Genomic DNA, 25,908 nt, shown 5'->3' with positions numbered 1-25,908 from the left:
AGAATAAAAAGTTTTTCTTTAGCTTAGAAAATCGATTAAAATATTTTAATTTCGATAAAGTGATCCAAAATTGAAAAATAACGACTAGAATAACTCAATATTTAAAAGTATGAATTATTCAGGTTAATAATCCCCTATTAAGAAGTATATATTGAGTATAACCCGCATTAGATTTCAGAAATCTATGCGGGCACAATCAATTGGCCCCGTCATAGATCGTATTAAACGACCACGACGACGCTATTAAATGAATTTTGAAAATCATTTTGATTGTTAATAATACTCAATATCATATTAATCCCTCTTCTTAGTTTTTTTGTTACTTTCATAATAATGGATGATTATGAGAATGTCAACGTTAATTATTCATTTTATTCTCATTTTATGAAAAATATTATAATTTAAAAAACACTAGTCAGTAAGTATGCATCAGAGCCTAAAGCAGATTGACAGTTATTACTTATAACTAGTGTTTAATTATTACGTTATATTTTGTTTTAGTTTATTTTGTTGGTCTCGATTTAGATAGTTTCCATTCACTCTTGTAGATTGAATAATATTAACAAATGCGTGAATGTCCGCTTCTCCAATTGCCATCTCTAAATCATAAAGTTCATATCGGTTAATAACGATCATAAGCGTATTACGCGTCTTTTTCGAATACCCTCCACGGCCATCAAGAATCGTAATTCCACGATGGATACGGCCATAAATTGACTTGACGACTTCATCTTCTTTATCGGTAACAATAAAGGCAGTTAAGCGTTGTTCGTTTGTATGAATTGAATTTACTACTCTAGATGTTACATACATTGAAATTAATGTATATAAAGCAAATTCCCAAGAATAAAGTACTCCTGCACCAACGATAACAACCGAATTAATAAGCAGTGATAAAGAACCTACGTTTATTTGTACTAATCGGTTAATCACAAGAGCAATAATATCAATTCCTCCTGCTGACATACCAAATTTGATCGTTAATCCTCCGCCTAACCCATTCAGAGCTCCAGCGACGATTCCGTTAAGTAGCGGGTTTGAAGATACCTGTTGGACAGGAATGATTAATGTAAAACCCGTCATTATAGCTACTACAACTACCGTTAAAATGGTAAAACGACGTCCCAACTTCATATAACTTAATATCAATAAGGGAATATTAAGTAGGAAGTTTAATGTACCTGTCTGAATAATATTACCAAAGGGTGTGAATTGATCTAGTGAATAAGTAATCAACTGAGAAATCCCAGTAACTCCCCCACTATAAATGTCCCCAGGAATTAAGAACATATTCAGTGATACCGCAAAACATAAAGCCGAAAATAAAATAATAAAAAATTGGCTTACGACATTAAGCGCAGGATATTGTGATAGAACCTTTTTTATCATTAGCGGTCACCTTACATTGCTTTTCCAGATTCACCTAGCACGTTTACTAAGTCTTTTTGTAAACCTTTAGCAATTCCTGAACCCATAACCAATGTTTGATATAATGGCTCAGCATCTTCACCAGTTCTTAGCAATGTTTTAAGGAAAACTTCTCCATCACCAGCTAGGTAAAGACTATAGTAACCTGTTTTCATTTCGTTTAATGAGTTAAGTAATTCGTAAGCATCTGCTTCTTTACTACGGTCAGTTAATAAATGAACGTGACGGTAGATGATTTGAGCATCAGCGTAATTATCTTTCGATGCTTGGATGATGACCTCTACAACGAGTGCACGTTCTGTAGTAAGACGAAAATTAAAACGATATAATATATGTCCGTTCTCAATTTCTTTCTTGTTAAACGGAATATTCATTTCATTAAGTTTGCTTTCAAAATTAGTGTGAATGACAGACATTATTTTCCCTCCATAAATTCATTAATCAACAACAAGTTAAGTATATCATTTATTAGTTAAGGAACAAACCTTACACTTTTTAAACTTGACCTAACATCATTTGAATCACGAAAGAAACAATTACGACTAACATTGAAATAATAAAACCATGTACCATAGGTAAGATTCCACTTTGAGCAACAGATTTAAAGTTCGTTCGTAAACCAATCGCTCCTAAACTCATGACCATAAAGAATTTACTTATAGAGGATAAAGTTGATCCAAACTCAGCCGATATGACGCCAACTGAACGTAATATGACCATAATTAAAAAGAATAATATAAACCAAGGAATCACACGCGTTAATTTAAATGTTGCGTCTGAATTCCCATCACCATAATGAGTCTTTTGTTCAATCCGTTGATTAACAATCGAGTAAATAAATACAATTGGAACGATCGCTAATGTTCTTGTTAATTTAACAATCACGGCATAATTCCCAGCCACTTCAGAAAAAGCATAACTTGCAGCAACCACTGACGAAGTGTCATTAATTGCTGTCCCAGCCCATAAACCAAAGCCTAAATCAGTCATGCCGAAAAATTGTCCCGCAATAGGGAATAAAATAACCATTAAAATATCAAAAATAAAAGTCGTTGATAATGCATAAGCTATATCTTCGTCTTTGGCTTTAATAATAGGTGAAACTGCTGCAATGGCACTTCCACCACATACTCCCGTCCCGACGGAAATTAAGTTTGATAATTTCCAGTCCATATTGAACCACTTTCCAATGAGGTTACCAAATATAAAAGCAGTAGCTAAAGTAAATACCATCACTATTAGAGAGAACTTCCCAACCTCTACAACTTGAGTGAGGCTTAAAGACCCCCCCCATTAGAACAATGGATACTTTGAGTAATCGTTTAGCAACTAAATCAATTCCAGTAAAGGAAGGTAATAACTTCTTTACAAGCGGATGAAGAACCATCCCTATTAACATCGCCATTACACTGGCTCCAACATACCCATTTGGCAAGACATTGGTAATCATTATCGAAATAACTGCTAAAATCAAGGCCACTACAATTCCATATAAAGCATTTATAACTGTTGAATTCTTACGCATAATTTTCTCCTATCCATTATATATAAAAAGAAGCCATAGAAATTAATAGCATTTCTATAGCTCTTTATTAAATTACATCCGATGTTAGAAATTTATTCTCGAAGTGGTCAATTAACTGACGTGCTTCGTCGGTTGTATTTGTCTCCATTAATTGGATGCGCAAATCATTGGCTCCTTTAAACTCGCGCACATAAATCTTAAAGTAGCGACGTAAAGGTCTGAAATGACGTTGCCCATCTTCATTATATTGATCAAATAAGTCTAGATGGAATCTTAATAAGTCTAATAATTCTTTTGGACTGTGGTCTTTTTTATCTACTTCAAAAGCAAACGGATTTTTAAAGACACCACGTCCAATCATAACACCATCCACACCGTATTTCTCTACTAATTCCAAACCTGTTTGGCGATCTGGAATATCACCATTAATCGTAATCAATGTGTTTGGAGCAATTTCATCACGTAGTTTCATAATGTCAGGAATTAATTCCCAATGAGCGTCTTCTTTACTCATTTCCTTTTTAGTTCTTAAGTGAATCGATAGGTTAACAATATCTTGTTTTAACAAGTGAGTTAACCAACCTTTCCACTCGTCGACTTTTAAATAACCTAAACGAGTTTTAACACTTACGGGTAAACCTCCTGCTTTTGCAGCTTGGATAAGCTCAGCAGCGACGTCTTCTCGCTTGATTAAGCCACTTCCACGCCCATGTTTTACAACATTAGGTGCTGGGCAACCCATATTGATATCAAGCCCGCTAAAGCCCATTTCTGCCATACCAATACTCATTTGTTCAAAGTACTCTGGACGATCTCCCCAAATATGAGCAACAATTGGCTTTTCATCTTCAGTAAAAGTTAAACGGCCACGAACACTTTCAATCCCATCAGGATGACAGTAACTCTCAGAATTTGTAAATTCCGTAAAGTATACATCGGGTTCTGCGGCTTTTTGAACGACATGGCGAAAAACAACATCCGTCACGTCTTCCATAGGTGCTAGGATAAAGAATGGTTTAGGTAAATCATGCCAAAAATTAGAAGTCATACTATTATCAATTCCTTTCTTAGGTCGTTAGTTTCTTCATTGTATTATTTATATAAAATTCAAATAAAAAAGCTAAGAATAGCATCAAAGCCATCCTTAGCCTGTTCATTATAAGCAGCAAATCGATTGCATCATTGCAGTCAAGCTACTTAATTAGTTCATTTACTAAAATACATGTAAATGACTAAGATTGATGAATTGGCAAAACATAGCATAACGTAAGATGACTTAAAAGTCTAGATTAAATGTTTGATAATTAAGAGTATTTTAAGCATTATATAAATAAATTTGATATAATAATTATGAATGTTTATAAGATGAGGGAGTTGATTAAATAGTAAGAAATTATTTATTTAATAATTAAAGTTATATCCAATATTTGTTGGTCATACTACTTAACAATGTTTTTTACAAAGTTATAAAGTGTATTCACGTATTCTTGATTTTGTTTATTATCTAAAATGATAAAGGATGGTTAATATGAAAAAGATACTTTTACTAAGTTGTGCTTTAGTCTTATTGAATGGATTGACAGTAAATGCAGAAGAGTCAGTTTCAACCTCAGATATAGATGAAAGTGTTGAATCTATAGAAGAAACTGAATACAAGGATCCTTTTGATCCTGAATCGTATGAAACAATCTTCGAAGAAGATGTGTATAAAATTGGAACTAATATGCCTGCGGGTGAATATAAAGTTTTCTCAGTGGAAGACCATGCTTCTTATACATTAACTAATGATGCTCGTGGCGAAGACTATGTGGCGTACATGTCCTTTGATACTTTTAGTTATGTTTCAGTAGAAGATGACCAATTTTTAGAATTAAAAAATTCTTTTGCTATACCAGTAGAAGATGCTGATCCTGTAGTTATTGAGAACGATATAATTGGTCCTGGTGTTTATAGAATTGGAATAGATATTGATCCTGGGGAATATAAAGTAACTGCAACTGATGAGCATGCAAGCTATACAATTACCGGTGACGCGAATATGAATGATTACATTGATTATTCTTCAATCGAAAAAAGTAATTATATCGAGGTATTAGAAGGCGAATATTTAGAATTAAAGAATGCAGAAATTAATTTAAATTAACTTTATACATAAATATTTCCACTATTAATCAATCTAGTTTTAAATAAAAAGAGCCTTCAAGGGCTCTTTTCTTTTTAATATTTTGCCTCTACCTCTTAAATTCAATTTTAATGAGATACAAAACAAAAAATGAACAAATAAAAAAGCTAAGAAAAGCTTATTAAAGCCATTCTTAGCAGAAATGTTATCTAACGCGCTCTTGAATACGAGCTGCTTTACCAGATAATTTACGGATATAGTATAATTTAGCACGACGTACTTTACCTTGACGTAGTACTTCGATTTTTTGTACGCGAGGTGTATGTACAGGGAATGTACGTTCAACACCAACACCGTTAGAAATCTTACGAACTGTGTAAGTTTCAGAGATGCCTTGTCCACGACGTTTAATAACTAATCCTTCAAAAAGTTGAACACGTTCACGTTCTCCCTCAACGATTAACGCATGAACACGTACTGTATCTCCAGGACGGAAATCAGGAATGTCGTTACGTAATTGAGCTGAAGTAATTTTTGCAATAATTGGATTAATACTCATTTTATCTTTCTCCTTCCAACAAATAATCTTAAATAGTCATTCTACTTAGCGGATTATAGTTAATTCGGGGCCCAATGGCCACTTGTAATATTATACCTAAAATAAGAAACTTGTAAAGGGTTTTTTACTTTTTTTATTTATCCGACACGATTATAGAAACGACGTTCAATCCAACCAAGAATGACGTCCGTTAATATAGCCATTAATGCCGTTGGTATCGCTCCAGCAAGTATGATGGCTCCACCGTCTGTTGCATTAGTACCGCGAATAATGATATCACCTAAACCACCGGCACCAATGAAAGCACCAATCGCAGTAATACCAATCCCTACTACAAGAGCGTTGCGAATACCGGCCATAATCACAGACATTGATAACGGTAATTCAACATCTTTAAGTCGTTGCCAACTTGTCATACCAATCCCCTTCGCTGCATCCAGAACATCTGCATCCAGAGTAATCATACCTGTATAAGTATTCTTGATAATTGGCAGTAGCGAATAAAGGAAGATCGTCACGATAACCGTGTTTACTCCTAAACCAACCGCTAACATTATAATCGACATCATTGCTAGTGACGGAATGGTTTGTAATACATTCGCCACACCTAGGACCCACGTACTCATCTTTCTATTGTTGGCAATCCAAATTCCAATCGGAATACCAACAATTGAAGCGAATAATACTCCATAGATAGAGATTAAGAAATGACGCCAAAATTGTTCCAGTACATATGATCCGTTCATCGAGAAATAGTAGATAAACTGTTCAAATAAATTCATACTATCCATTATGGCTGCTCCTCTCTAAAGTAATTATTCTCTTCTAAAAACTGTTGTGCAACAACTGATGGCTCAAGAAGATTATCATCTGCTTCAAAGTTTAATTGTTGCATTAACTCTGTATCGATTTGTCCAACTAATCTTTCGAATAGAGCATCAAGTTCTGGATTGCTCTCTAGGATTTCATCTGTAGCTCTAACTGACCCTTCATAAGGAGGGAAAAATCCTAGGTCATCCTCTAAGACAACAAGGTTATTACTCAAGATACGCCCATCCGTTGAATAGCCTAAAACAACATCCATATCTCCAGATGCAACTGCATCATAAACTAGTCCAATTTGCATTGGATAAGTTTCACCAAATGAAAACTCATATGCCTCTTGGAAAGCCGGATAACCGTCACCCTCGCGTATCAGCCAAGTTTGGTCGAAGCCTGCTCTCAAGTCACCAGCTATGTCTTTCAAATCACTGACTTTTTCTAAATTTTTCTCTTGAGCAAACTCTTCAGTTACCATAAAAGCATATGTATTCTCAAATCCCATCGTGTCATAGTACTTTTGGTCGAATTCATTTGCAAATCGTTCTTGTAGGTACTCCATCGTTTCATCTGCATCATAAGAAGCACTCTCTCCAAATATAGCAACGATATCTGTACCTGTATATGCCGGTACAAGCACATCAGCATCACCATTTAATAGCGCATGATGACCTACAACTGCTGTACCTAAGTTACTAATTAGCTCAACATTATAATCTGTCTCTTCTTCAATTAATTGTTGAACCATCGAAGATAATATTTGGCTTTCAGTTGTACCTAATCCTGCAATTTTTATCGTTTCGGTACCGAATCCACCACCAAGGCCTGGTAATGCACATCCAGCAAGAAGGAATATTGAAGCGATTAATGTTATTATTTTATTTGTTTTATTCTTAATCATGTTCATCCTCCTATTTCGCTGCAGTGACATCAGGCGTAAAGTATATCTCTACTTTACCTAATAGATAATCTGCTAAAAGTGCCATAATTGTCACAGGGATTGTTCCGGCAAAGATTAAATCTGATTGATACAGAGAAATACCACTTAAGATAAAGTCCCCTAAACCACCTGCACCAATATAAGATGCTAAAGATGTCCAAGCAATAACATATACGGCTGATAAGCGAATACCAGCCATTATCACAGGCATTGCTAAGGGTAACTCAACCTTCATAATTGATTGAAAAGCAGTCATTCCCATTCCTTTAGCCGCATCTTTTGCAGTGGGGCTCACATCGTTCATTCCGATATACGTATTACGTAATATAGGTAGTAAAGAATAGATAAACAATGCGATAATCGCTGGAAAACGCCCAATCCCAATTAGTGGAATCATTAACGCTAGCAAGGCTAGTGTTGGTACCGTTTGGAAGATACTTGCAATCCCAATAACAAAGTCAGCTGCTTTAGGTGTTCGAGTTAATACAACTCCTAGTGGTACAGCAACTATAATTCCCAATAACAAGGAAATAAATGATATAGATAAATGTTCAAAAATTAGAGTAACTAATTGACTCCCATTTTCTTGAAGAAATGTCATCATAGAACATACCCACCATCTTTTTCACTGGCAGCTGGTGGTATAACAATGCCATCTCCTTCGATGTCATCCACATGTTCTACTGAATTCTCAGGTGAAACATCTTCTAATGTTTCATATTCTCCCCAAATCGCATCATAGATGATGTTTACGAATGTAGCACGTGTTACTATCCCTTTTAGATGACCTTCGTCATTCACAATTGGAACATAAGAGTACCCACGTTTTAAGATTAAATCAACCGATTCACGTACTAAAGCATCTTCTCTGAGTGAGAACATATCTGAGCTCATAATATCCGATAAGTTAATTGCTGTATTAAAATGTCTTTGGATCATATGGATATCAACAAAACCTTTTAATACATTATTCTCATCCGTAATTAGAAGCGTATCCACAGATTGCTCTTTCATTAATTCTAAAGCATCCGTAAGTGATTTGTCTTCAATCATCGCCACATGGCGTTTACTCATAATCTCGCCAACTTTAGTTGTATCTTGTTGAGCTTGAATTAAACGGTCTTGCCCAATAAATTGAGCCACAAACTCATTCGCCGGATTACTTAAAATCTCATCCGGAGTCCCAACCTGTACGATTTTCCCTTTACTCATAATGACAATACGTGTCGCTAACTTCAGCGCTTCATCCATATCATGCGTTACAAAGACAAAGGTCTTCCCTAATTCTTCTTGTAATTCTTTAACCATTACTTGCAGTGTATCCCTAGTTAATGGATCAAGCGCACCAAACGGCTCATCCATTAAAATGATATCTTGTTCTGCAGCTAATGCTCTGACGACTCCGATACGTTGTTGTTGACCCCCAGATAGTTCTGAAGGATATCTATCAAGAAACTCCTCTGGTAATTCAGCTAGTTTAATCATGCGTTTGGCTGTGTCATCAAGTTTGACTTGATCCCATTTTAATAATTTTGGTACCATTAAAAGGTTTTCTTTAACTGTCATATGTGGCATTAGACCAATGTTTTGAATAACATACCCAATTTGTCTTCTTAATTTAACTGGGTTCATATCCATAATATTTTTTCCATCGATTAAAATTTCACCATCTGAAGGTTCAATCATACGGTTAATCATTCGCATCGAAGTTGTTTTACCCGATCCTGATGTACCTATGAAACAAATAAACTCTCCATCTTCAATCTTTAAGTTAAAATCATCCACAGCTAATACGTCACTAGCGTAACGTTTTGAAACGTTTTTGAATTCAATCACAATTCTATTCTCCTCCTTGTTTTTCCACAGTTTTCACAATACCATTATTATAAAAAAATCTCAAGAAATACAGTTTAAATTCGATTGATTTGTCGCGTTTGTCGATGATTCTCATTACATATTAAGTTTATTTTTTTTAGTAAATTTAAACCTATTGACGTTCAAATTCTTTAACCCATTCACGTTCTTGGTCAGTTAATTCAGCTTTCTCTAATAAATCAGGCCGATTATTATAGGTTCTTCTAATTGCTTCCTTTTGTTGCCATAATTCTATATTACTATGATGCCCGCTAAGCAACACATCAGGGACGCTTTTCCCTCTATATTCTCGTGGCCTTGTGTATTGAGGATGTTCTAGTAGTTTTCTTTGATGGGACTCTTCTACAATTGAATGGGCATTTCCAACTACTTCTGGAATGAGACGAACCGTTGAATCTATCATGACCATGGTTGGAAGTTCTCCATTTGTTAAGACATAATCTCCGATGGATACTTCATCTGTAATGTAATCTCGAACTCGGTGATCAAAGCCTTCATAATGGCCACAAATAAATACTAAATGTTCTTCTTGTGACCACTCTTGTGCCAAATCTTGGGTAAAAGGTTTTCCAGCTGGATCCATTAAAATAACACGTGACTTGTCAGTCATCTCCAGTTCCTCTAATGTATCTACAATTGGCTCTACTCTTAATAACATACCTGCTCCACCACCATAAGGATAATCGTCTACATGACCATGCTTATTGACCGGGTTGCGACGGAAGTCGTGTGTCTCAAATGATAAGACACCTTCCTGTTGTGCTTGTTTCATTATCGAGTGTTCCATTGGAGCAAACATCTCAGGAAATAAAGTTAATACATCAATTCTCATCGTCAATTAACCCTTCCATCAATTCAATTACAACGTACCCTTCATCAACATTGACCTCTTTCACAACGTCTCCAATATAAGGAATCAAAGCATCTGGTAATTTGGATTTGTTACGTTTGATTACCCATACGTCATTCGAACCTAAACTTAAGATGTCTTTTATCACACCTAGTTCTTCTTTTTCAATCGTTATTACTTTTAAACCAATAATTTCATGAAAATAAAACTCATGTTCATCCAACTCTTGTTGTTGGTCTTGATTAATGGCTAACCACATCGTTTTAAACTTTTCGACATCATTTATATTATTGAATTCTTCGAAACTTACAATATATGTTCCTTTACTTAACTTAGCATTTTTGACTGTTACTTTTTGAACGGGACGATCATTATCTAATATCGTTAAAACCTCGCCAGCAGCAAATCGTTCTTCGGGAAAATCAGTATCTGCTATAACTTTAATTTCTCCTCGAATGCCAAATGTATTTACAATTCTTCCTATACGAAAATATTCCATAGTTTATTTCCTTTCACACTACATTATATAACTTTGCTCTTAAAGCTACATTACTACTTTTATTATATATAAATTTTCACCAAACAAAAAGTGCTAAGTAGAAACAAATTAATTTGTCTCTACTTAGCACTTAAAATCTTATTCGCTATCACCGTCAGCAATGACAATGCGCGCTCTTTTAGAACCGCGTTGACGAATGCTATAAATGATTGTACGTATTGCTCTCACAACACGCCCTTTTCTGCCAATGACACGTCCGATATCATCCGGATGTAAATTAAGATGATACTCTATAAAATCTTCTGTTTCAACAATATCGACAGAAAACTCTTTAGGATTGTCAATAAGTGGTTCAACAATTGTTTTTATCAAAGCTTCAATATCTGGCATTTTTATCATCCTTTATTGTGATACTAAACTTATCAAACATGCCTTATTTCGCTTGTTTTGACTCGTGGAATTTTTGCATGATTCCTTGAGTAGATAATAAGTTGCGAACAGTGTCAGATGGTTGAGCACCATCACTTAACCATTTTAACGCTAACTCTTCGTTGATTTCTAATTGTTTTGGTTCTTGAACTGGATTATAAGTTCCAATTTGTTCAATAATACGTCCATCACGTGGAGCACGTGCGTCCGCTACTACAATACGGTAGAATGGGCTTCTTTTAGAACCCATACGTTTCATACGAATTTTAACTGCCATGTAAGTCACCTCCATTAATTAATCTCACAGTTAAGTATATTATCAGATAACATCCCTCCTGTAAAGTGTTTTTCCTTTACAGGGTGAAGTTTTTTGAAATATTTTATATAAATGCTTCTATAATACGGTTTAACATTTCAAAAAATAGAAAAAGTTCACTATTTCCAAGTGAACTTTAGCTTTATTTAGAGATTAACGGCGTTTTTTCTTCATTTTTTTCAAGCGACGTTGCAATTCTTTTTCTTTTTGTTGTTTTTCTTTTTGTTCTGGTGACATAAAGTCTGAATCATTCATTTGTGGCATTCCTGGTATATTTGGCATACCTCCACCACCATTTTGCTTCATCTGATTCATCATTTTCTTCATGTTACCCATCTTACCATTCGAAGCTGAACTCATAATTTGACGTGTTTGGTTGAATTGCTTAATTAATTGGTTAACGGCTTGAAGATCTTGTCCAGCACCTGCAGCGATTCTTTTACGACGACTTTGTGAGATGATATCTGGGTTTGTACGCTCTTGAGGTGTCATTGACATCACAATTGCTTTGACACGTGCCATATCTTTCTCAGATACATCAAACTCGTCCATACCTGGCAATTTATTCAAACCAGGAATCATCTTGATAATATCTTTGATCGACCCCATTTTATTTACTTGATCCATTTGAGCAATGAAATCATTAAAGTCAAAGGATGCGTCTTTGATTTTGTCAGCCATTTTCTGAGCTTCGTCTTCATCAAAATCTTGTTGCGCTTTCTCAATCAGCGTCATCATATCCCCCATACCTAGGATACGACTCGACATACGGTCTGGATAGAATGGTTCTAAGGCGTCTAATTTCTCACCTTGACCTGTAAATTTAATTGGTTTATCGGTAATTGAACGAATCGATAGTGCCGCTCCACCACGAGTATCACCATCGAGTTTTGTAATGACAACCCCTGTTATATCAAGTGACTCATTGAAAGATTGCGCAACGTTTACCGCATCTTGTCCGGTCATAGCATCAACAGTTAGTAAAATCTCTTGCGGATTTGCGACTGCTTTAATATTACGTAATTCAGCCATTAATTCTTCGTTGACGTGTAAACGACCCGCCGTATCAATGATAACGACTTCGTTCCCTTCCAATCTTGCTTGATTTAATGCTGCTTCAGCAATTCTTACTGGGTCGGCATCTGTTCCTTCACTATAAACATCAAAACCTAATTGTTGACCAATGGTTTGTAATTGTTCAATCGCTGCTGGACGGTAAACGTCGGCAGCAACTAATAATGGGCGCTTTTTATTTTCTTTTTCAGAAATATATTTAGCTAATTTACCTACCGTTGTCGTCTTACCAGCACCTTGTAAACCAGCCATCATAATAACTGTTGGTGGTTGCGCTGAGAAGTTTAATGGAACGAGTTCCCCACCCATTAAGGCTGTTAATTCTTCATCAACAATTTTTAAAACTTGTTGCGCTGGAGATAATGATTTTAATACATCGGAACCTAATGCTCTTTCATTCACACTCTTAACGAATGTTTTTACTACTTGAAAGTTAACATCGGCCTCAAGTAAAGCAAGTCTTATCTCACGCATCATTTGTTTCAGGTCGGCTTCGGTGATTGTCCCTCCCGAACTAACCTGGCTAATCGCACCTTGTAGGCGCTCTGAAAGTCCTTCAAAAGCCATATTATTACCCCTCTATTTCTTAATCTTCTATTTGAATTAATTTTTCTATGACTGAATGAGCTTCTTTGTATGTTAATAACTCACTCAATGTATTTAATAATTGCATACGTTCTTCACGTTTCTCATTTAAACGGAGTGTTTTTTCATATTCTAGCAAGGATTTCTCTCCACGCTTAATATTATCATGAACGCCTTGACGACTAATATCGAAATGTTCGGCGATTTCACTTAAAGATAAATCTTCTTCATAGTAAAGTGACAACATATCTTGCTGTTTTTCAGTCAACAGAGCTTTATAAAATGAGAACAATTGACCAATATAAATCGTTTTTTCTAACGACATTCTATTCACCTATTCTTCAGGATACTCAATATAAATAGCTAAACGATCCGCTAGATCCTTGGGTGTTACATGTTCCAATACTTCCGCGAATTCGTGTACTTCTTGTTTTGTGTATCCTAATCTATTTTGTAAGAAATATTCCCATATTTCGTGTTTTCTCACCATTTCTTGAGCCATTAGATGACCTTTTGGTGTTAATGCACTACCGCGGTAGCGTTCGTTAATTACTAGGCCTTCTTTAGCCAATTTATTAATCATTTCACTCACGGAGGCTGGAGAAACCTCTAATCCCTCAGCGATTGTTTTATTAGAGATGGATTCATCTCCTGCATGTTCATATATAAACTTTACATAGTCCTCGCGACTCTGTGACATTGACATCACCCCAATGATTTTTTTGCCAATCCTAATTTTACCATGTTTTCCCTTTAGCCTCAAATTTATTTAAACTTTTCGGTTGACTTTAGGCGCGCCTAACATTATAATTCAATTAACACTTAGGCACGCCTAAAAATTAGTGTTTGGAGGTTTGAAATGAAAAAATATATTAAATACATCATGACTCTATTTATGGTCATCATTTTGTTATTCACTTATGTAACGCCCATCGGTCATGCTCAAGCAGATAAAGAAAAAATTACAGTCACAACGACTTTTTTAGTTGATATTGTAGAACAACTCGCCCCAGAAACGTTTGAGGTTGTTTCAATTGTCCCTGCTGGTGGTGACCCGCATACGTATACAGCAACGGCTAGAAATTTAAAAGACATTACTGAATCTGACCTCGTGTTATTTCATGGTTTGCATTTTGAGGCACAGATGGCAGAAGTTTTAGATGCACTGCCACATACAAGATCTGTGACAGCGGAGTTTAATAATGACCAGCTAATCTCAATTTCTGAGGATTCTCAAGAAGTCGATCCGCATTATTGGTTCGATATAGATTTATATAAACAATCTGTTCTAACAACTCAACAAGCTTTAGTTGAAATTTACCCTGAGTATAAAAAATTAGTAAATGAAAATACAGAAAGATATATAGAAGAATTAGATGCTTTAAATCAATGGATCCATGAAAAAGTTGCAGAATTACCTGTGGAACAACGCATTCTCGTAACTCCACACGATGCCTTTGCATACTTTGCCCAGGCTTATGACTTCACAGTATATGCTCCTCAAGGAATCAGTACTGAATCTGAAGTCTCTAATGACGCAATCATTAAAACGGTTAAGTTTATTGTCGACAACGATGTGCCAGCCATATTCTTAGATACAACGTCTAACCCGCAAGCAATGGAAAAGCTTCAAGAAGGAGTCAACCAACAGGATGCAGAGGTTGTCGTTGTGGGTGGTGAAGGTCAAGAATTGTTCTCAGACTCTTTAGCTGCAACTGGTCAGTCGAATGATAATTACATTGAGATGTATCAACATAATGTGTCATTAATCGTTGATCATTTAATTCGTTAATTATAATTTAAAAGGAGTGATTCATATGAATTCAATTATTACGATCGAAAACTTATCGGTGAGATATCAACAAACTCTTGCCCTAAACAATATTACATTACAAGTTCCGGAAAATGTTCGCATGGCTATCATCGGCCCGAATGGTGCTGGTAAATCAACTTTTATAAAGGCCATTCTTAATTTAATACCCGCTAAACAACATAAGCTAAGCTTTTTCAATGACCTTACATTGAAACAAGCACGCTCTAAAATCGCTTATGTCCCCCAGACTTCAGAAGTTAACTGGCATTTCCCAACAACTGTCAAAGATGTTGTGACGATGGGAGTGAGCTCAAATCGTTGGGGCTTTCAATCTGTGAGTGAAGAGCAAAAAATTGTTGTTTCTCAAGCACTCGAAGCAATGGAACTCACTGATCTTTCGAATCGTCAAATCAGTCAATTATCTGGAGGTCAAAAACAAAGAGTCTTTATTGCACGTGCCATTGCACAAGACGCTGATTTGTATTTTTTTGATGAGCCGCTTGCTGGTGTCGACATGAAATCTGAAGCCATTATTATGGCGCAATTAAAAGAATTTCAGGACGCAGGAAAGACTAGTTTGACTGTTCACCATGACTTAAATTCAGTGCCTGATAATTTTGATTATGTGTTGTTCCTCAATAAAGAGGTTATCGCAACAGGTCCAACGGTAGATGTATTTACGCGAGAAAATATTGATAAAGCTTATTTAAATCAGTCTCAGCAAAATAATGTTGAACCGAGTTCAAATCAAGCGGGCTTACATATTCTAGGAGCTGATCAACATGTTTGATATCTCTTTTGATTATTTCTTCTGGGTTGTCGCACTTGGAACCATGGCACTCGGCTTCGCATCAGGTATTATCGGTACTACGATTGTCTTAGAAGGCCAAAGTCAATTGGGTGATGCGATTGGGCATTCAGTATACCCTGGAGTAATTATTGCTTTTATGTTATTTCAAACGAGAAATTCTCTCGTGTTACTGTTAGGTGCCATTGTTGTTGGTTATATAGCCTATGTTCTAATTAACTGGATTCACAAATATAGCCATTTTGCTTATGAAAGTGTCCTGGCACTTGTACTTTCGTCCTTTTTCAGCTTAGGTTTAATGCTTTACCAAATTGTACAAACGAATCCCAAATTCCAATCAGTGAATTTCTCTGGTTTGGATAATTATATTATGGGACAAGCCGCTTTTTTAACGCAATTTGATGTGAATGTTATTTTGATTGTTGCTGTTATCATCGCCCTTATATTTTGGCTTTATTATCCAAAGATTAAAATATATTTGTTCGATAAAACTTTTGCTGAAACCATTGCCATTAATACGAAATTTATCAATTATATCTTATTAACGTTAAGTTTATTAGCCATTGTCATTGGTTTACAAGCTGTTGGGACAAAGTTAATTAGTAGCATGTTAGTCGCTCCCGTCGTTGGGGCAATGCAATGGACAAATAACTATCCTAAAACTATCTTTTTATCAGGCTTTTTTGGCTTATTTGCTGGTTTTATGGGGACTTTACTTAGTACAAATATTTCTGATTTGGCGACAGGACCAACCATTGTAGTTGTATTGTCAGGTATCGCTTTAGTATCTGTCTTCATCGGGCCTAAAGGCTTGCTAGGCTCTTATGTTTTACGTAAAAGAGGTGTAGTGTCATGATGATTCAAATTTTATTAATTTTAATTGTTGTTGCTTTAGCTTGTAGTCTATTGGGTTCTCTATTGTTGATGCGTTCGAGTTTAATGGTAGCCGACGCCATATCACATACAATTTTATTAGGGATTGTGATTGCATTTTACTTTACGGAAGATTTGTCTTCGCCCTATTTAATTATCGGTGCAACCTTGTTCGGTGTCATTACTGTTATCTTAATTGACTTATTGACAAAGACCGGTCGAATGCAAAACGACGCAGCGATTGGTTTGGTGTTCCCCTTACTATTCTCAATTGCCGTTATTATCATCTCCAAATATTATACAAATGTGCATTTAGACATTGATATGGTCCTTTTAGGTCAAGTCGAACTGGCACCATTACGCCAAGTTGAAATATTCTCAATTCAAATGCCACAGGCATTCTTTATTGGTTTGATTATTTTATTCATTAATTTGGCTTTTATCTTTATTTTCTATAATCCATTGAAGATTCGTTTGTTTGATGAAACCTTTGCTCGAACTATTGGAATTAATGTTGCTGCACTCGACTTAGTATTGATGACTTTAGTTTCTCTGACGGCAGTCACTTCTTTTGAAAGTGTTGGGTCTATTCTAGTCATCGCCTTAATGGCAGCGCCTGGGATGACCGCTAGATGTTTTACGAATAAATTTAGCACTTTATTAATCGGTTCAGCTTTTATTACCGTACTTAATTCCGTCCTTGGTTATTACATTGGGATTTATCTCGATACTTCGATATCAAGTATGGTTGCTGTCACTGGATTTGTAGTCTCTTTACTCGTATTTTTAGGAACAAATATTATTCTTCCTAAACTCAGACATCAGAAATTGGCACTTAAATAACTATATAATAGAAAACAAAAATATCCGTGAAGTCGATTTTTGACCTCACGGATATTTTATTAAGCTTGCTTATCTTCAATCACATCACGAACTAAATTATACATATATTGTTCAGGATCAAATTGTTGTAAGTCAGTGGCTTGCTCACCTAATCCAATATATTTAACCGGTATATCTAAATCATAACGAATCGAAAGAACAACCCCACCTTTAGCCGTTCCATCTAATTTTGTTAAAACTAAACCAGTAATTTCAGTTGCTTCATTGAATTGTTTCGCTTGAATGAGTGCATTTTGACCTGTCGTCGCATCCAATACTAAGAACACTTCTTGAACACCATTTGGATTCTCACGTTCAATGATTCGTTTCATTTTGGCTAACTCTTCCATTAAGTTCGCTTTAGTTTGTAATCTTCCGGCAGTATCTACGAGTAAGTAATCGTAATTCTCTTCATTCGCTCGTTTCACTGCATCAAACACGACTGAAGCTGGATCGCTATTGGCTTTTCCAGTCACGACTGGAATATCTAATCGCTCTCCCCACACATTTAACTGTTCAATGGCACCTGCACGGAAAGTATCTCCAGCGGCCATAATAACTTTTTTGCCTTCTTGTTTTAAGTTATAACCAATTTTACCTACAGAAGTTGTCTTACCAACACCATTTACTCCTACAAATAGAATGACAGTGGGCCCATCAGGATTTTCTTTAATTGCGACCGTTCCCGTTTCATTCTTCTCATAAATGTTCACCATTTGTTCTAGAACAACGCGCTTAACATCCTCAGGACGACTCACATTCTCTTCTTCAATCGCATCACGAATAGCATCCGTTAAGGCAATCGTCATATTGAAACCAACATCTGCACCAATAAAGGCTTCTTCTAAATCTTCATAGAAATCCTCATCAATTTCTCTGAAACTTGTAAACAAGTCCGCAATTCTTTCGGAAAAGTTTTTACGTGTCTTTTCCATACCCTTGTCATACTTATCAAAAACAATCTCGGTGTCTTTTTCTTTCAGTTCTTCTTTAACAACCTGGTCTTCACCGGTAAAAGCACGTTTTATACGATCAAAAATACCCATAATCTCACTCCTTATTTGCTTATATTATAACACTTCTATTACTTAATAAAATGATAGATTGCTTTCGCTACACCGTCATTATCATTTGTATCTGTGATATATGAAGCACTGTCTTTAATCTCTTGAACAGCATTGCCCATCGCAACCCCGTAACCAGCCATATCAATCATCGTCTGATCATTATTTTGGTCACCAATGGTCATCATTTCTTCCGGTTTAATATTTAACTGCTGACCTAATTTTATTAAAGCATTCCCTTTATTTACATTGATTTTACCAATTTCTAATTGATAAGGATGTGATAAGACAGTTTGATATTCTTCCAATAAGTCTTTATTGATTTTAGGTAGTTGCTCATTTAAGTAATCTTCAACTGTACAAATAACAAACTTGTTAAATGTATGATCTGCTTCAAAGTCATGATATCTAACAGTTTTTCTTGGTGCTGGCGTTGTATAAGTTGACTCTTTCCCATCTGGATATTCAATTGGATCATACACCCATTCAGAATCAATGGGATTTAATGGTAAATTTAAACGTTCCGTTTCTTCATACCAACGCTCTAAATCGCTCGTTTCAACAACATCATTAACGACAACTTCTCCAGTGTTCGCTTTAATCACTTGGCTTCCGTTAAATACGACTAAATATTCATCGTCGCCATCGAAACCAATATTCTCGGCAAAGTCTTTCATCGCTAAGTATGGTCTCCCTGTACATAAAACGACTTTAATATCTTTTGACTGGGCGTAGTGTATAGCATTGATGTTCTCTTCTGATAAAGATTTATCTGTTCTAAGTAACGTTCCATCTAAATCTATGGCAATTAATTTTATCATTGATAACTCCTTTTTTCTGATAAAGCTTCTTCCGCTTCACTTAATTTTACTGAGGCTAATTTCGAAATACCTGATCGTTCCATCGTAACACCGTATAGCCGGTCCGCACTCTCCATCGTTCCTTTTCTATGTGTAATGACGATGAATTGAGTTTGTTCTCTAAATTCTTTAATGTATTCTCCGTAGCGGTACACGTTCGCATCATCTAAAGCTGCCTCTACCTCATCCAATATAACAAATGGTACAGGTTTTACTTCCAGAATAGCGAATAACAAGGCTATGGCTGTTAGCGCACGTTCCCCACCAGATAATAAGGCCAGATTTTGTTTCTTCTTACCGGGTGGTTGCGCAACGATGTCTACACCTGTTGTTAGGACATCTTTGGGGTTCGTCAACTCGAGTGAGGCTTCACCTCCACCAAATAATCTTCGGAAAGTTTGTTGGAATTTCTCATTAATGAGTTTGAATGTTGCGCTAAATCGTCGAGTAACCTCAACATCCATCTCATCCATTGTATCTTTCAGTTGCCCCATAGCTGTTAATAAATCTTCTTCTTGTTCCACTAATAACTCATAACGTTCATTTAACTCATCATAGTCTTCAATTGCTTGAAGATTAATCGGTCCTAATTTATTGATGAACTGACGTAATTCTTTAACTACTTTATTGATTTCAGCTGTTGATTCAATCGGTTTAGCAATTTTCTTTGCCATCTCGAAGGTCAATTGATATTCTTGATTTAAATGATTCAAATGATTATCAATTAAGGCTTGATTTTTTTCAATCTGGGCTTGTAGTTTTGCTTGTGTTTGGAAACTACGTTGACTCTTTGCTTGAGATTTATTGAGTAAACTTTCTTTTTCATTAATCGTTTCACTTAAATCTTGGCGATTTTGACGGTCGGCTTGAATTTGTTTTTGTAGACTTTCGCTTTCTTTTTCTAATTTAGCAATGTCGTCTAAAGTTTCCTCCAGTTTTTCTTGGAGCTCTTCAATCGACGACAGTCCAAATGTCTTACTCGACTCATAATTTGTAATCCAATTATTAACTACCTCATATTGATTCTTTAAATCTGATAAAGTTTGTTTTAATTGTTTAATCTCAACGTCCATAACCGCTTTTTTCGTTGATTTGTCCTGTCTAAATTCTTCTAACTCAGCTAATTTCTTCTGACGGGCGTCTTCATCTAGGTTATGTTGTTCTAATATCCGATTTAATTCTTCAATCGAAGATTTTGCTTTCACAAGATTTTGTTCCGCTTGTTCGATTGTGTTTCTCGCTTCATCAAGTTCTTCGTCGAATTCACGTATTGAATCTTTTAAAATAATCATTTGATTATTAGCTTGTTTATATGCTTGTTTAGCGTTTTGACTCGATTGGAATAAACGTTGGTAGATACCTTCTGTTTGATTTACTTGTTGACGTTGTTCTTTCAATTGTTGTTCATTGTTCGCTAACTCTTTTGAAACTTTTTCCCAATCTAGTTCAATATTTTTAAGTTGTTCTCGATGTTTCTCATAGGCTTCGCTTGCTTGTTTAATTTCATTTTGGCGCGATAGCATCGATTGTTGTCTTTGCTTTTGTTGCCCCCCGGTGAGTGATCCACCTGGCATTAACACGTCACCTTCCAGTGTTACGATCTTTACTGAATGCCCTAAAGCTCTCGCTATACTTTGCGCATCTACTAAAGTTTGAGCAACAATGGTATTTCCTAATAAGTTCTGGACAATATTCTCGTTTTTCGCATCATAACTGACTAATTCTGAAGCAACGGCGATAAAACCTTGCATTTCTTGCGCTTGAAAAAGTTTAAAACTTTGAATTTGACGCGGCTTAATGTTTGGTCGTGGTAAGAAAGTTGCTCGTCCTGCTCTTTGTTGCTTTAAGTAGTTAACCGCTTCACGTGCCGATTGGTCATTGGCTACAACAATGTGTTGCATTGATCCACCTAAAGCTGTATCGATAGCTAATTGATACGTTTCTTTAACATTTAATAAACCCGCAATCGTTCCCTCAATACCGTTTAAACGTTGTGCTTGTTGCATAACCGCACGCACACCTGCATAGTAACCCGTATAATTATCATGCATTTGTTTCAGTGAATTTAATCGGGTTTCAATGGTTTGAGTTTGTCTTTCTTGGTTAAAGAGCAATTGTCTTAACTCATCTCGTTGATTTGAGAGTTTTTCGTTATTCTCACTTAATTCTTGTAACAAGGTTCTTTGTTCACTTTGGCTACCTGTGAATGCCTCTAGTTCTTCTTCAGCTTCTATTGCTTCTACTTCAAGCTTTTTAAGCTCTTGGCTAGTACTATTCATTTTCTCAGCAGCCTGGTCTTTACGTGCTCTTTGTCTTTCTAAGACTGCTTTCTGCTGTTGAATTTCATTGTTTGACTTGGCTTCTAGTTGATAATACTCCAACATTTCATTACGTAATTCGTCTTGTTGGTTCGCATTCAATCCTTGAGATATTTGGATATCTTTATTGACTTCTTTTAATTCTGCCATTAATGCTTTCAAATCTGTCTCAAAGGTTTGTAATTGCTTTGTATATTCCATGATGTCTTGGTCAAGTCTCGTCTTTTCAGCCACTTGTTCTTCATAAATATTGGCTTTATCAGCTTGTTCCGTTTCACTATATTGAATATCTTTTTCAATCATCTGTTGTTGTGCTCTTAATTTTTCAATCTGAGACGTTAACTTTTGATATGTATCTGAATTTTGATCAATCGCATTGATTAATTGGTTTTGTTTGTTTTTAGATGCATCGATTTCGGTACTTAGTGTATCATTTTGCGTGATTAAATTATTTATGGTTATATCGATATTCTTTAATTGTTCCTCAAGTTCTTCCCACCCTGTTTGATAATCTTCGATTTGTTGGGTGTATAGAGAAACTTCTAGCTCTTTTAATTCTTCTTTCTTACTCGTATAAAGAAGCGCCGTCTCTCTTTGTTTTCTTAAAGGATTCAATTGTAATTCGAGTTCATGAATAATGTCTTTAACCCGGCTTAAGTTATCACTCGATTTATCTAAGCGTCTCTCAGCTTCAGTCTTACGGTATTGGTACTTTTGAACACCTGCAGCTTCTTCAAATATCGTCCGTCGTTCTTCAGGCTTACTTAAAAATATTTGCTCAACTTGTCCTTGGGAAATAATTGAAAAACTGTTCTTTCCTAACCCTGAATCTAAAAGTAAATCTACGATATCCCTTAATCTAACTTGTTCATTGTTTATTAAGTATTGACTATCACCATTTCGATTATAACTGCGAGTAATACTTATTTCACTAAAATCATAATCCAAATATCGATCCTCGTTGTTTAAAACTAAAGTCACTTTTGCAATATTCACTGGCTTACGCGCTTGTGTTCCATTAAAGATAACATCTTCCATTCGATTCCCACGTAAACTTTTAGCTGATTGCTCGCCTAATACCCATCTAATCGCTTCCGAAAGATTACTTTTACCACTTCCGTTAGGACCTACGACAGCGGTCATTCCTTCATTAAATTCAATAACTGTTTTGTCAGCGAATGACTTAAAGCCTGTCATCTCTACTCTACTAAGATACATTATGAAACCTCTCCAATTAAATGTTGGTAAGCAATTTTCGCCGCTTGAATTTCAGCTTGTTTTTTACTGTTCCCTTTACCTCGGCTAATTAATTTGTCATCTACAAATAAGCCCATCTCAAATACTTGATTATGATCGGGTCCTTTTTTAGAAATTAAGCGGTATTCAATTAAGACTGTTCCATGTGTTTGAGCTTTTTCTTGGAAAAGTGTCTTGTAATCTAAATTCACTTGTTTAAGAATATCTTGGTGATTTAATAACAATTGCTTGTTTAAAAAGTTAGTTACAACGTCTATACCTTGTTCCAAATATGTTGCACCTAGAAAGGCCTCAAAACAATCCGCTAAGATTGAATCTCGATGATTACCACCACTTGCCGACTCGCCTTTACCAAGTTGAATGTACTCATGAAAGTCGTTTTTTCTTGCTAACAGGGCTAAACTTGGTTCACGAACTAATTGCGCACGAGTACGAGACAAAGCTCCCTCAGGTTCTTCTGGATAAAAATTATATAAGTAATCACTCACAATAATTTCTAACACCGCATCGCCAAGAAATTCTAAGCGTTCATTCGACTCTAACAAGTGATGTTTTTGTTCATTGACATAAGATTTATGCATAAAAGCACGTTTAAATAACGCTTCATCTTCTATGTCTATGCCTAATATATTTTCTAAATGTTTTATTAATAAACTCATAGCATCCTCCTATTTACTTTCTTTCTACCAATGTTGGTAGCTCACAATGCAACACTTATTCTATCATGAAAGCTCAATGTATACCATCATAGACGTAAAAAAGAACCTCCGAAGAGGTTCTTTTCAGAAAGGAATTTAATTTATAGGCTTAATAATTATTCAGCAATTGGCTCTTCAGCTAACAGGTAGATATCTGACCATTTTAAGTCTGATCCGATTGAAGTCTCCCAATTACTTACACGGTTATTAACAGCTGTTAAAGAATAACGGAATAATGTTGGGATTACTGGTAATTCTTCCATTGCATACGCTTGCCAGTCATAGAATGCTTGTTGACGAAACTCTTCGTCGAATGATTCATCTGATTCAATCGCTGTAAGCAATTCATTATGCTCATCAGTTGCCCAACGTGTTCTATTGAATTCTGTATTTGGACCCCATAATCCAGTTGGGTTAGGATCTCCACCTACTCCTAATGCAGCTTGGTAAACATCGATAGCTGGATCATCAGCTCCTAGACGCTCATAGAATGAATTAAATTCCATTAGTTGTCCATCAACTAATTGAACGTCGATTCCGACCTCACCCCATGCTTGCATGTAATATTGTGCAATTGGCTCAGCCGTTTCTCCTCCTGACATTGACGCAAATCCTAATGTGAATGCTTCACCATCTGGATTTTCAACAAAGCCGTCTCCATCGTTATCTACGAAACCAGCATCAGCCAATATTTGTTTTGCTTGTTCAGGATCATAATCATATCCTTCTTGATCTGCATTATGATAATCCGTGAAATTAGGTGTAATCATAGTATTTGCTGCTTGACGAATACCTGAATAAAATTTAGTTGCGATAGCATTATTATCTACTGCGTAAGCCATCGCTTGACGTAACGCTTTATTCATTGTTACTCGTTCTGAATCTGGTACGACTACGCTTTTTTCAGCATCCCAAGTTCCTAATTTAAACCCAATGTATGTAATTGCGTTCTCTAAGAATCCAACACTTTGGAAGTTAGTAGCATCAGCGTAAGTATCATATTGGTCAGCTGGTAGTGACGCAATGTCATAATTTCCAGCTTTTAATTCTGAGACAATTGTTGTTGGGTTAACAACTTCAAGAATAACTTCATCAATGTTAGGACGACCATCATAGTAATCGTCAAAAGCAGAGAATGTTACTGACTCACCTGGTGTAATCGATTCGATTTGGAATGGACCAAATCCAACAGGATTCGTACGAACATATTCACTATCTTCTAATTCAGCTACTGGTACTTCACCTAATAAGTGTTCAGGTTCGATATAACTAGAAACACCCCCACCAGCTTGTAATAATGAGTTATTATAGTTGTGATATGTAACTGTTAATGTATAGTCATCCACACGTTCTAATCCTGAAATTTCTTCAGCATCTCCGTTGTGATATTCTTCCATACCTACAACGTTTTGGAAGTCAGTTCCGTAACGGATACCCGTATATTCTGGGTTACCGATAACATAATAAGGGAAGATGACATCATCAATTGTGACTTCTTCACCATCATGCCAAGTTGTTCCTTCTGGAATTGTAATTGTCACTTGTTTGTTTTCTTGATCAAACTCTACATCAGCGAAACCTGAGTTATCAATTGCAAAGTTTTCATCGTATCCATATAAACCAGGGTTAATAAAACCAATAATAGATGAATCTGGTTGTCCTTGATATAACATGTTATTTAAAACACCAGCGAAAGTTGTATCAGATACTAAGGCATAACGTAAAGTTCCACCTTCGATGGGTTCACCTTCGTTTACAGCAGTAGGAGAGAAATCTAAAACATCTCCTTCGCCTTCTTCTTGTGCGTGAACTAGGTTAGCAGCTGGAGCTGCAAATACAGTTGATAAAGTAAGGGCCGTTGTTGCTAGTGCAAATGACTTTTTAAAAGATTTTTTCATAAAACCAACCTCCAATTAGTAATTCTTATTTATATATAATATATTAACTGTTTTAGATTAGATTATCAAGTTTATTTTTAATTTTATTTTAATTTTATTAGATAAAAATCCATAAAACGCTTCAGGATAGTCTTTAAAAGCGTTTTATAATTTTTAAATATTATATTATATTGTTCTTTGAATTTCTCGGTAGCGCTTTATATGGTTTTATAAATAAAAATATTTTTTAAATCTAATAACTTGATGATGATAAATTAATGTTAAAGCTTATTTTATCATTATTATATTCGTGACGAATTTACAATTTAAGTGCAACAACAATAATAAAATAAAAAAAGATCCATAGTTTTCCTATAAAATAGATGTACCAACCAACTATTAGAAGGAGAAAGCTATGAATCCATACACACATCTTA

Annotated in this window: 27 protein-coding genes; 5 read left to right on the top strand and 22 right to left on the bottom strand. The window is 35.6% G+C overall.

What is annotated here, in order from left to right:
* Positions 1-480 precede the first annotated feature (480 nt).
* The 5 genes from ACEN31_RS07770 to ACEN31_RS07750 form a co-directional block, all read right to left on the bottom strand.
* Positions 481-1,389, bottom strand: a complete 909-nt coding sequence (locus tag ACEN31_RS07770; RefSeq protein WP_338489115.1) for a YitT family protein — start codon at positions 1,387-1,389, stop codon at positions 481-483.
* 11 nt (positions 1,390-1,400) lie between these two features.
* The gene (locus ACEN31_RS07765) at positions 1,401-1,844 is read right to left on the bottom strand and encodes a hypothetical protein (RefSeq protein WP_138404907.1); all 444 of its coding nucleotides are present in this window, start codon (positions 1,842-1,844) and stop codon (positions 1,401-1,403) included.
* Positions 1,845-1,923: 79 nt separating this feature from the next.
* Positions 1,924-2,661: a YeiH family protein gene (locus tag ACEN31_RS07760; RefSeq protein WP_407109090.1), complete on the bottom strand. Its 738-nt coding sequence runs from the start codon at positions 2,659-2,661 to the stop codon at positions 1,924-1,926.
* Entirely contained in the window at positions 2,624-2,953 is a 330-nt protein-coding gene (locus ACEN31_RS07755; RefSeq protein WP_407109089.1) for a putative sulfate exporter family transporter, read from the bottom strand. The genes ACEN31_RS07760 and ACEN31_RS07755 overlap by 38 nt, the downstream gene beginning before the upstream one ends.
* 67 nt (positions 2,954-3,020) lie before the next feature.
* Complete coding sequence (locus tag ACEN31_RS07750) at positions 3,021-4,001, bottom strand: tRNA dihydrouridine synthase (protein WP_407109088.1); 981 nt, start codon at positions 3,999-4,001, stop codon at positions 3,021-3,023.
* Positions 4,002-4,481: 480 nt separating this feature from the next.
* Here ACEN31_RS07750 and ACEN31_RS07745 point away from each other — a divergent pair, with 480 nt between their 5' ends.
* On the top strand, positions 4,482-5,096 hold the full coding sequence (locus ACEN31_RS07745) for a hypothetical protein (protein WP_407109087.1): 615 nt from the start codon (positions 4,482-4,484) through the stop codon (positions 5,094-5,096).
* Positions 5,097-5,280: 184 nt separating this feature from the next.
* Here the strand turns inward: ACEN31_RS07745 and rplS are convergent, their stop codons facing one another.
* The 12 genes from rplS to ACEN31_RS07685 form a co-directional block, all read right to left on the bottom strand.
* Positions 5,281-5,634, bottom strand: a complete 354-nt coding sequence (gene rplS / locus ACEN31_RS07740; RefSeq protein WP_138405506.1) for a 50S ribosomal protein L19 — start codon at positions 5,632-5,634, stop codon at positions 5,281-5,283.
* A 137-nt stretch (positions 5,635-5,771) separates the two neighbouring features.
* Positions 5,772-6,425: an ABC transporter permease gene (locus ACEN31_RS07735; RefSeq protein WP_338489126.1), complete on the bottom strand. Its 654-nt coding sequence runs from the start codon at positions 6,423-6,425 to the stop codon at positions 5,772-5,774.
* Complete coding sequence (locus tag ACEN31_RS07730) at positions 6,425-7,354, bottom strand: osmoprotectant ABC transporter substrate-binding protein (RefSeq protein WP_407090262.1); 930 nt, start codon at positions 7,352-7,354, stop codon at positions 6,425-6,427. Before ACEN31_RS07730 ends, ACEN31_RS07735 begins: the two co-directional genes overlap by 1 nt.
* A 10-nt stretch (positions 7,355-7,364) precedes the next feature.
* Positions 7,365-7,997, bottom strand: coding sequence for an ABC transporter permease (locus tag ACEN31_RS07725; protein ID WP_407090261.1), 633 nt, complete (start codon positions 7,995-7,997; stop codon positions 7,365-7,367).
* A complete protein-coding gene (locus ACEN31_RS07720; protein ID WP_407090260.1) occupies positions 7,994-9,229 on the bottom strand; it encodes a betaine/proline/choline family ABC transporter ATP-binding protein in 1,236 nt (411 codons plus the stop codon). Before ACEN31_RS07720 ends, ACEN31_RS07725 begins: the two co-directional genes overlap by 4 nt.
* Before the next feature lie 151 nt (positions 9,230-9,380).
* Positions 9,381-10,100: a tRNA (guanosine(37)-N1)-methyltransferase TrmD gene (gene trmD, locus ACEN31_RS07715; RefSeq protein ID WP_407090269.1), complete on the bottom strand. Its 720-nt coding sequence runs from the start codon at positions 10,098-10,100 to the stop codon at positions 9,381-9,383.
* Positions 10,090-10,617, bottom strand: a complete 528-nt coding sequence (gene rimM / locus ACEN31_RS07710) for a ribosome maturation factor RimM (protein WP_407090259.1) — start codon at positions 10,615-10,617, stop codon at positions 10,090-10,092. Before rimM ends, trmD begins: the two co-directional genes overlap by 11 nt.
* Positions 10,618-10,755: 138 nt before the next feature.
* Positions 10,756-11,007, bottom strand: coding sequence for a KH domain-containing protein (locus ACEN31_RS07705; RefSeq protein WP_407090258.1), 252 nt, complete (start codon positions 11,005-11,007; stop codon positions 10,756-10,758).
* A gap of 43 nt (positions 11,008-11,050) precedes the next feature.
* Positions 11,051-11,323, bottom strand: coding sequence for a 30S ribosomal protein S16 (gene rpsP, locus ACEN31_RS07700; RefSeq protein WP_407090257.1), 273 nt, complete (start codon positions 11,321-11,323; stop codon positions 11,051-11,053).
* A 192-nt stretch (positions 11,324-11,515) separates the two neighbouring features.
* Entirely contained in the window at positions 11,516-13,003 is a 1,488-nt protein-coding gene (ffh, locus tag ACEN31_RS07695; protein ID WP_407109086.1) for a signal recognition particle protein, read from the bottom strand.
* A 19-nt stretch (positions 13,004-13,022) separates the two neighbouring features.
* Positions 13,023-13,346, bottom strand: coding sequence for a YlxM family DNA-binding protein (gene ylxM, locus ACEN31_RS07690; RefSeq protein ID WP_407101446.1), 324 nt, complete (start codon positions 13,344-13,346; stop codon positions 13,023-13,025).
* Between the two features lie 9 nt (positions 13,347-13,355).
* Positions 13,356-13,721, bottom strand: a complete 366-nt coding sequence (locus ACEN31_RS07685) for a metal-dependent transcriptional regulator (RefSeq protein ID WP_407101445.1) — start codon at positions 13,719-13,721, stop codon at positions 13,356-13,358.
* Positions 13,722-13,880: 159 nt separating this feature from the next.
* Between ACEN31_RS07685 and ACEN31_RS07680 the strand changes: the two genes are divergently transcribed.
* From ACEN31_RS07680 to ACEN31_RS07665, 4 genes are read left to right on the top strand one after another with little or no spacing between them, the layout of a single operon-like run.
* A complete protein-coding gene (locus ACEN31_RS07680) occupies positions 13,881-14,813 on the top strand; it encodes a metal ABC transporter solute-binding protein, Zn/Mn family (RefSeq protein ID WP_407094060.1) in 933 nt (310 codons plus the stop codon).
* A gap of 25 nt (positions 14,814-14,838) precedes the next feature.
* On the top strand, positions 14,839-15,624 hold the full coding sequence (locus ACEN31_RS07675) for a metal ABC transporter ATP-binding protein (RefSeq protein WP_138405385.1): 786 nt from the start codon (positions 14,839-14,841) through the stop codon (positions 15,622-15,624).
* Positions 15,617-16,498, top strand: a complete 882-nt coding sequence (locus ACEN31_RS07670; protein ID WP_407109085.1) for a metal ABC transporter permease — start codon at positions 15,617-15,619, stop codon at positions 16,496-16,498. The genes ACEN31_RS07675 and ACEN31_RS07670 overlap by 8 nt, the downstream gene beginning before the upstream one ends.
* On the top strand, positions 16,495-17,358 hold the full coding sequence (locus tag ACEN31_RS07665; protein WP_407109084.1) for a metal ABC transporter permease: 864 nt from the start codon (positions 16,495-16,497) through the stop codon (positions 17,356-17,358). The genes ACEN31_RS07670 and ACEN31_RS07665 overlap by 4 nt, the downstream gene beginning before the upstream one ends.
* Before the next feature lie 59 nt (positions 17,359-17,417).
* Here ACEN31_RS07665 and ftsY read toward each other — a convergent pair whose 3' ends face one another.
* The 5 genes from ftsY to ACEN31_RS07640 all read right to left on the bottom strand — a co-directional run bounded on the left by ftsY (position 17,418) and on the right by ACEN31_RS07640 (position 25,492).
* On the bottom strand, positions 17,418-18,443 hold the full coding sequence (gene ftsY / locus ACEN31_RS07660) for a signal recognition particle-docking protein FtsY (RefSeq protein ID WP_138405383.1): 1,026 nt from the start codon (positions 18,441-18,443) through the stop codon (positions 17,418-17,420).
* A gap of 38 nt (positions 18,444-18,481) precedes the next feature.
* Complete coding sequence (locus ACEN31_RS07655) at positions 18,482-19,282, bottom strand: Cof-type HAD-IIB family hydrolase (RefSeq protein WP_407109083.1); 801 nt, start codon at positions 19,280-19,282, stop codon at positions 18,482-18,484.
* Positions 19,279-22,857 carry a chromosome segregation protein SMC gene (gene smc, locus ACEN31_RS07650; protein WP_407109082.1) on the bottom strand — a complete coding sequence of 1,193 codons (3,579 nt, stop codon included), beginning with the start codon at positions 22,855-22,857 and terminating at the stop codon, positions 19,279-19,281. The genes ACEN31_RS07655 and smc overlap by 4 nt, the downstream gene beginning before the upstream one ends.
* A complete protein-coding gene (gene rnc / locus ACEN31_RS07645) occupies positions 22,857-23,555 on the bottom strand; it encodes a ribonuclease III (RefSeq protein WP_407109081.1) in 699 nt (232 codons plus the stop codon). Before rnc ends, smc begins: the two co-directional genes overlap by 1 nt.
* 155 nt (positions 23,556-23,710) lie before the next feature.
* Positions 23,711-25,492: an oligopeptide ABC transporter substrate-binding protein gene (locus ACEN31_RS07640; RefSeq protein WP_407109080.1), complete on the bottom strand. Its 1,782-nt coding sequence runs from the start codon at positions 25,490-25,492 to the stop codon at positions 23,711-23,713.
* Between the last annotated feature and the right edge of the window lie 416 nt (positions 25,493-25,908).

This window comes from Ruoffia sp. FAM 26255 (assembly GCF_045528525.1).
Taxonomy (GTDB): Bacteria; Bacillota; Bacilli; order Lactobacillales; family Aerococcaceae; genus Ruoffia; species Ruoffia tabacinasalis.
The sequence above is the reverse complement of the archived record's forward strand: the minus strand, read 5'-3'. Positions and strand labels throughout refer to the sequence as shown.

Excerpts from the sequence above, each read along its gene's own strand:
- rplS (WP_138405506.1), bottom strand. The coding sequence starts at position 5,634 with ATGAGTATTAATCCAATTATTGCAAAAATTACTTCAGCTCAATTACGT.
- ACEN31_RS07665 (WP_407109084.1), top strand. The coding sequence starts at position 16,495 with ATGATGATTCAAATTTTATTAATTTTAATTGTTGTTGCTTTAGCTTGT.
- ffh (WP_407109086.1), bottom strand. The coding sequence starts at position 13,003 with ATGGCTTTTGAAGGACTTTCAGAGCGCCTACAAGGTGCGATTAGCCAG.
- smc (WP_407109082.1), bottom strand. The coding sequence starts at position 22,857 with ATGTATCTTAGTAGAGTAGAGATGACAGGCTTTAAGTCATTCGCTGAC.
- ACEN31_RS07640 (WP_407109080.1), bottom strand. The coding sequence starts at position 25,492 with ATGAAAAAATCTTTTAAAAAGTCATTTGCACTAGCAACAACGGCCCTT.
- ACEN31_RS07770 (WP_338489115.1), bottom strand. The coding sequence starts at position 1,389 with ATGATAAAAAAGGTTCTATCACAATATCCTGCGCTTAATGTCGTAAGC.
- ACEN31_RS07735 (WP_338489126.1), bottom strand. The coding sequence starts at position 6,425 with ATGGATAGTATGAATTTATTTGAACAGTTTATCTACTATTTCTCGATG.
- rnc (WP_407109081.1), bottom strand. The coding sequence starts at position 23,555 with ATGAGTTTATTAATAAAACATTTAGAAAATATATTAGGCATAGACATA.
- ftsY (WP_138405383.1), bottom strand. The coding sequence starts at position 18,443 with ATGGGTATTTTTGATCGTATAAAACGTGCTTTTACCGGTGAAGACCAG.
- ACEN31_RS07680 (WP_407094060.1), top strand. The coding sequence starts at position 13,881 with ATGAAAAAATATATTAAATACATCATGACTCTATTTATGGTCATCATT.
- ACEN31_RS07705 (WP_407090258.1), bottom strand. The coding sequence starts at position 11,007 with ATGCCAGATATTGAAGCTTTGATAAAAACAATTGTTGAACCACTTATT.
- ACEN31_RS07655 (WP_407109083.1), bottom strand. The coding sequence starts at position 19,282 with ATGATAAAATTAATTGCCATAGATTTAGATGGAACGTTACTTAGAACA.
- ACEN31_RS07675 (WP_138405385.1), top strand. The coding sequence starts at position 14,839 with ATGAATTCAATTATTACGATCGAAAACTTATCGGTGAGATATCAACAA.
- ACEN31_RS07730 (WP_407090262.1), bottom strand. The coding sequence starts at position 7,354 with ATGATTAAGAATAAAACAAATAAAATAATAACATTAATCGCTTCAATA.
- rimM (WP_407090259.1), bottom strand. The coding sequence starts at position 10,617 with ATGGAATATTTTCGTATAGGAAGAATTGTAAATACATTTGGCATTCGA.
- ACEN31_RS07670 (WP_407109085.1), top strand. The coding sequence starts at position 15,617 with ATGTTTGATATCTCTTTTGATTATTTCTTCTGGGTTGTCGCACTTGGA.
- ACEN31_RS07725 (WP_407090261.1), bottom strand. The coding sequence starts at position 7,997 with ATGATGACATTTCTTCAAGAAAATGGGAGTCAATTAGTTACTCTAATT.
- ACEN31_RS07685 (WP_407101445.1), bottom strand. The coding sequence starts at position 13,721 with ATGTCACAGAGTCGCGAGGACTATGTAAAGTTTATATATGAACATGCA.
- rpsP (WP_407090257.1), bottom strand. The coding sequence starts at position 11,323 with ATGGCAGTTAAAATTCGTATGAAACGTATGGGTTCTAAAAGAAGCCCA.
- ACEN31_RS07765 (WP_138404907.1), bottom strand. The coding sequence starts at position 1,844 with ATGTCTGTCATTCACACTAATTTTGAAAGCAAACTTAATGAAATGAAT.
- ACEN31_RS07750 (WP_407109088.1), bottom strand. The coding sequence starts at position 4,001 with ATGACTTCTAATTTTTGGCATGATTTACCTAAACCATTCTTTATCCTA.
- trmD (WP_407090269.1), bottom strand. The coding sequence starts at position 10,100 with ATGAGAATTGATGTATTAACTTTATTTCCTGAGATGTTTGCTCCAATG.
- ACEN31_RS07760 (WP_407109090.1), bottom strand. The coding sequence starts at position 2,661 with ATGGTATTTACTTTAGCTACTGCTTTTATATTTGGTAACCTCATTGGA.
- ACEN31_RS07755 (WP_407109089.1), bottom strand. The coding sequence starts at position 2,953 with ATGCGTAAGAATTCAACAGTTATAAATGCTTTATATGGAATTGTAGTG.
- ACEN31_RS07745 (WP_407109087.1), top strand. The coding sequence starts at position 4,482 with ATGAAAAAGATACTTTTACTAAGTTGTGCTTTAGTCTTATTGAATGGA.
- ylxM (WP_407101446.1), bottom strand. The coding sequence starts at position 13,346 with ATGTCGTTAGAAAAAACGATTTATATTGGTCAATTGTTCTCATTTTAT.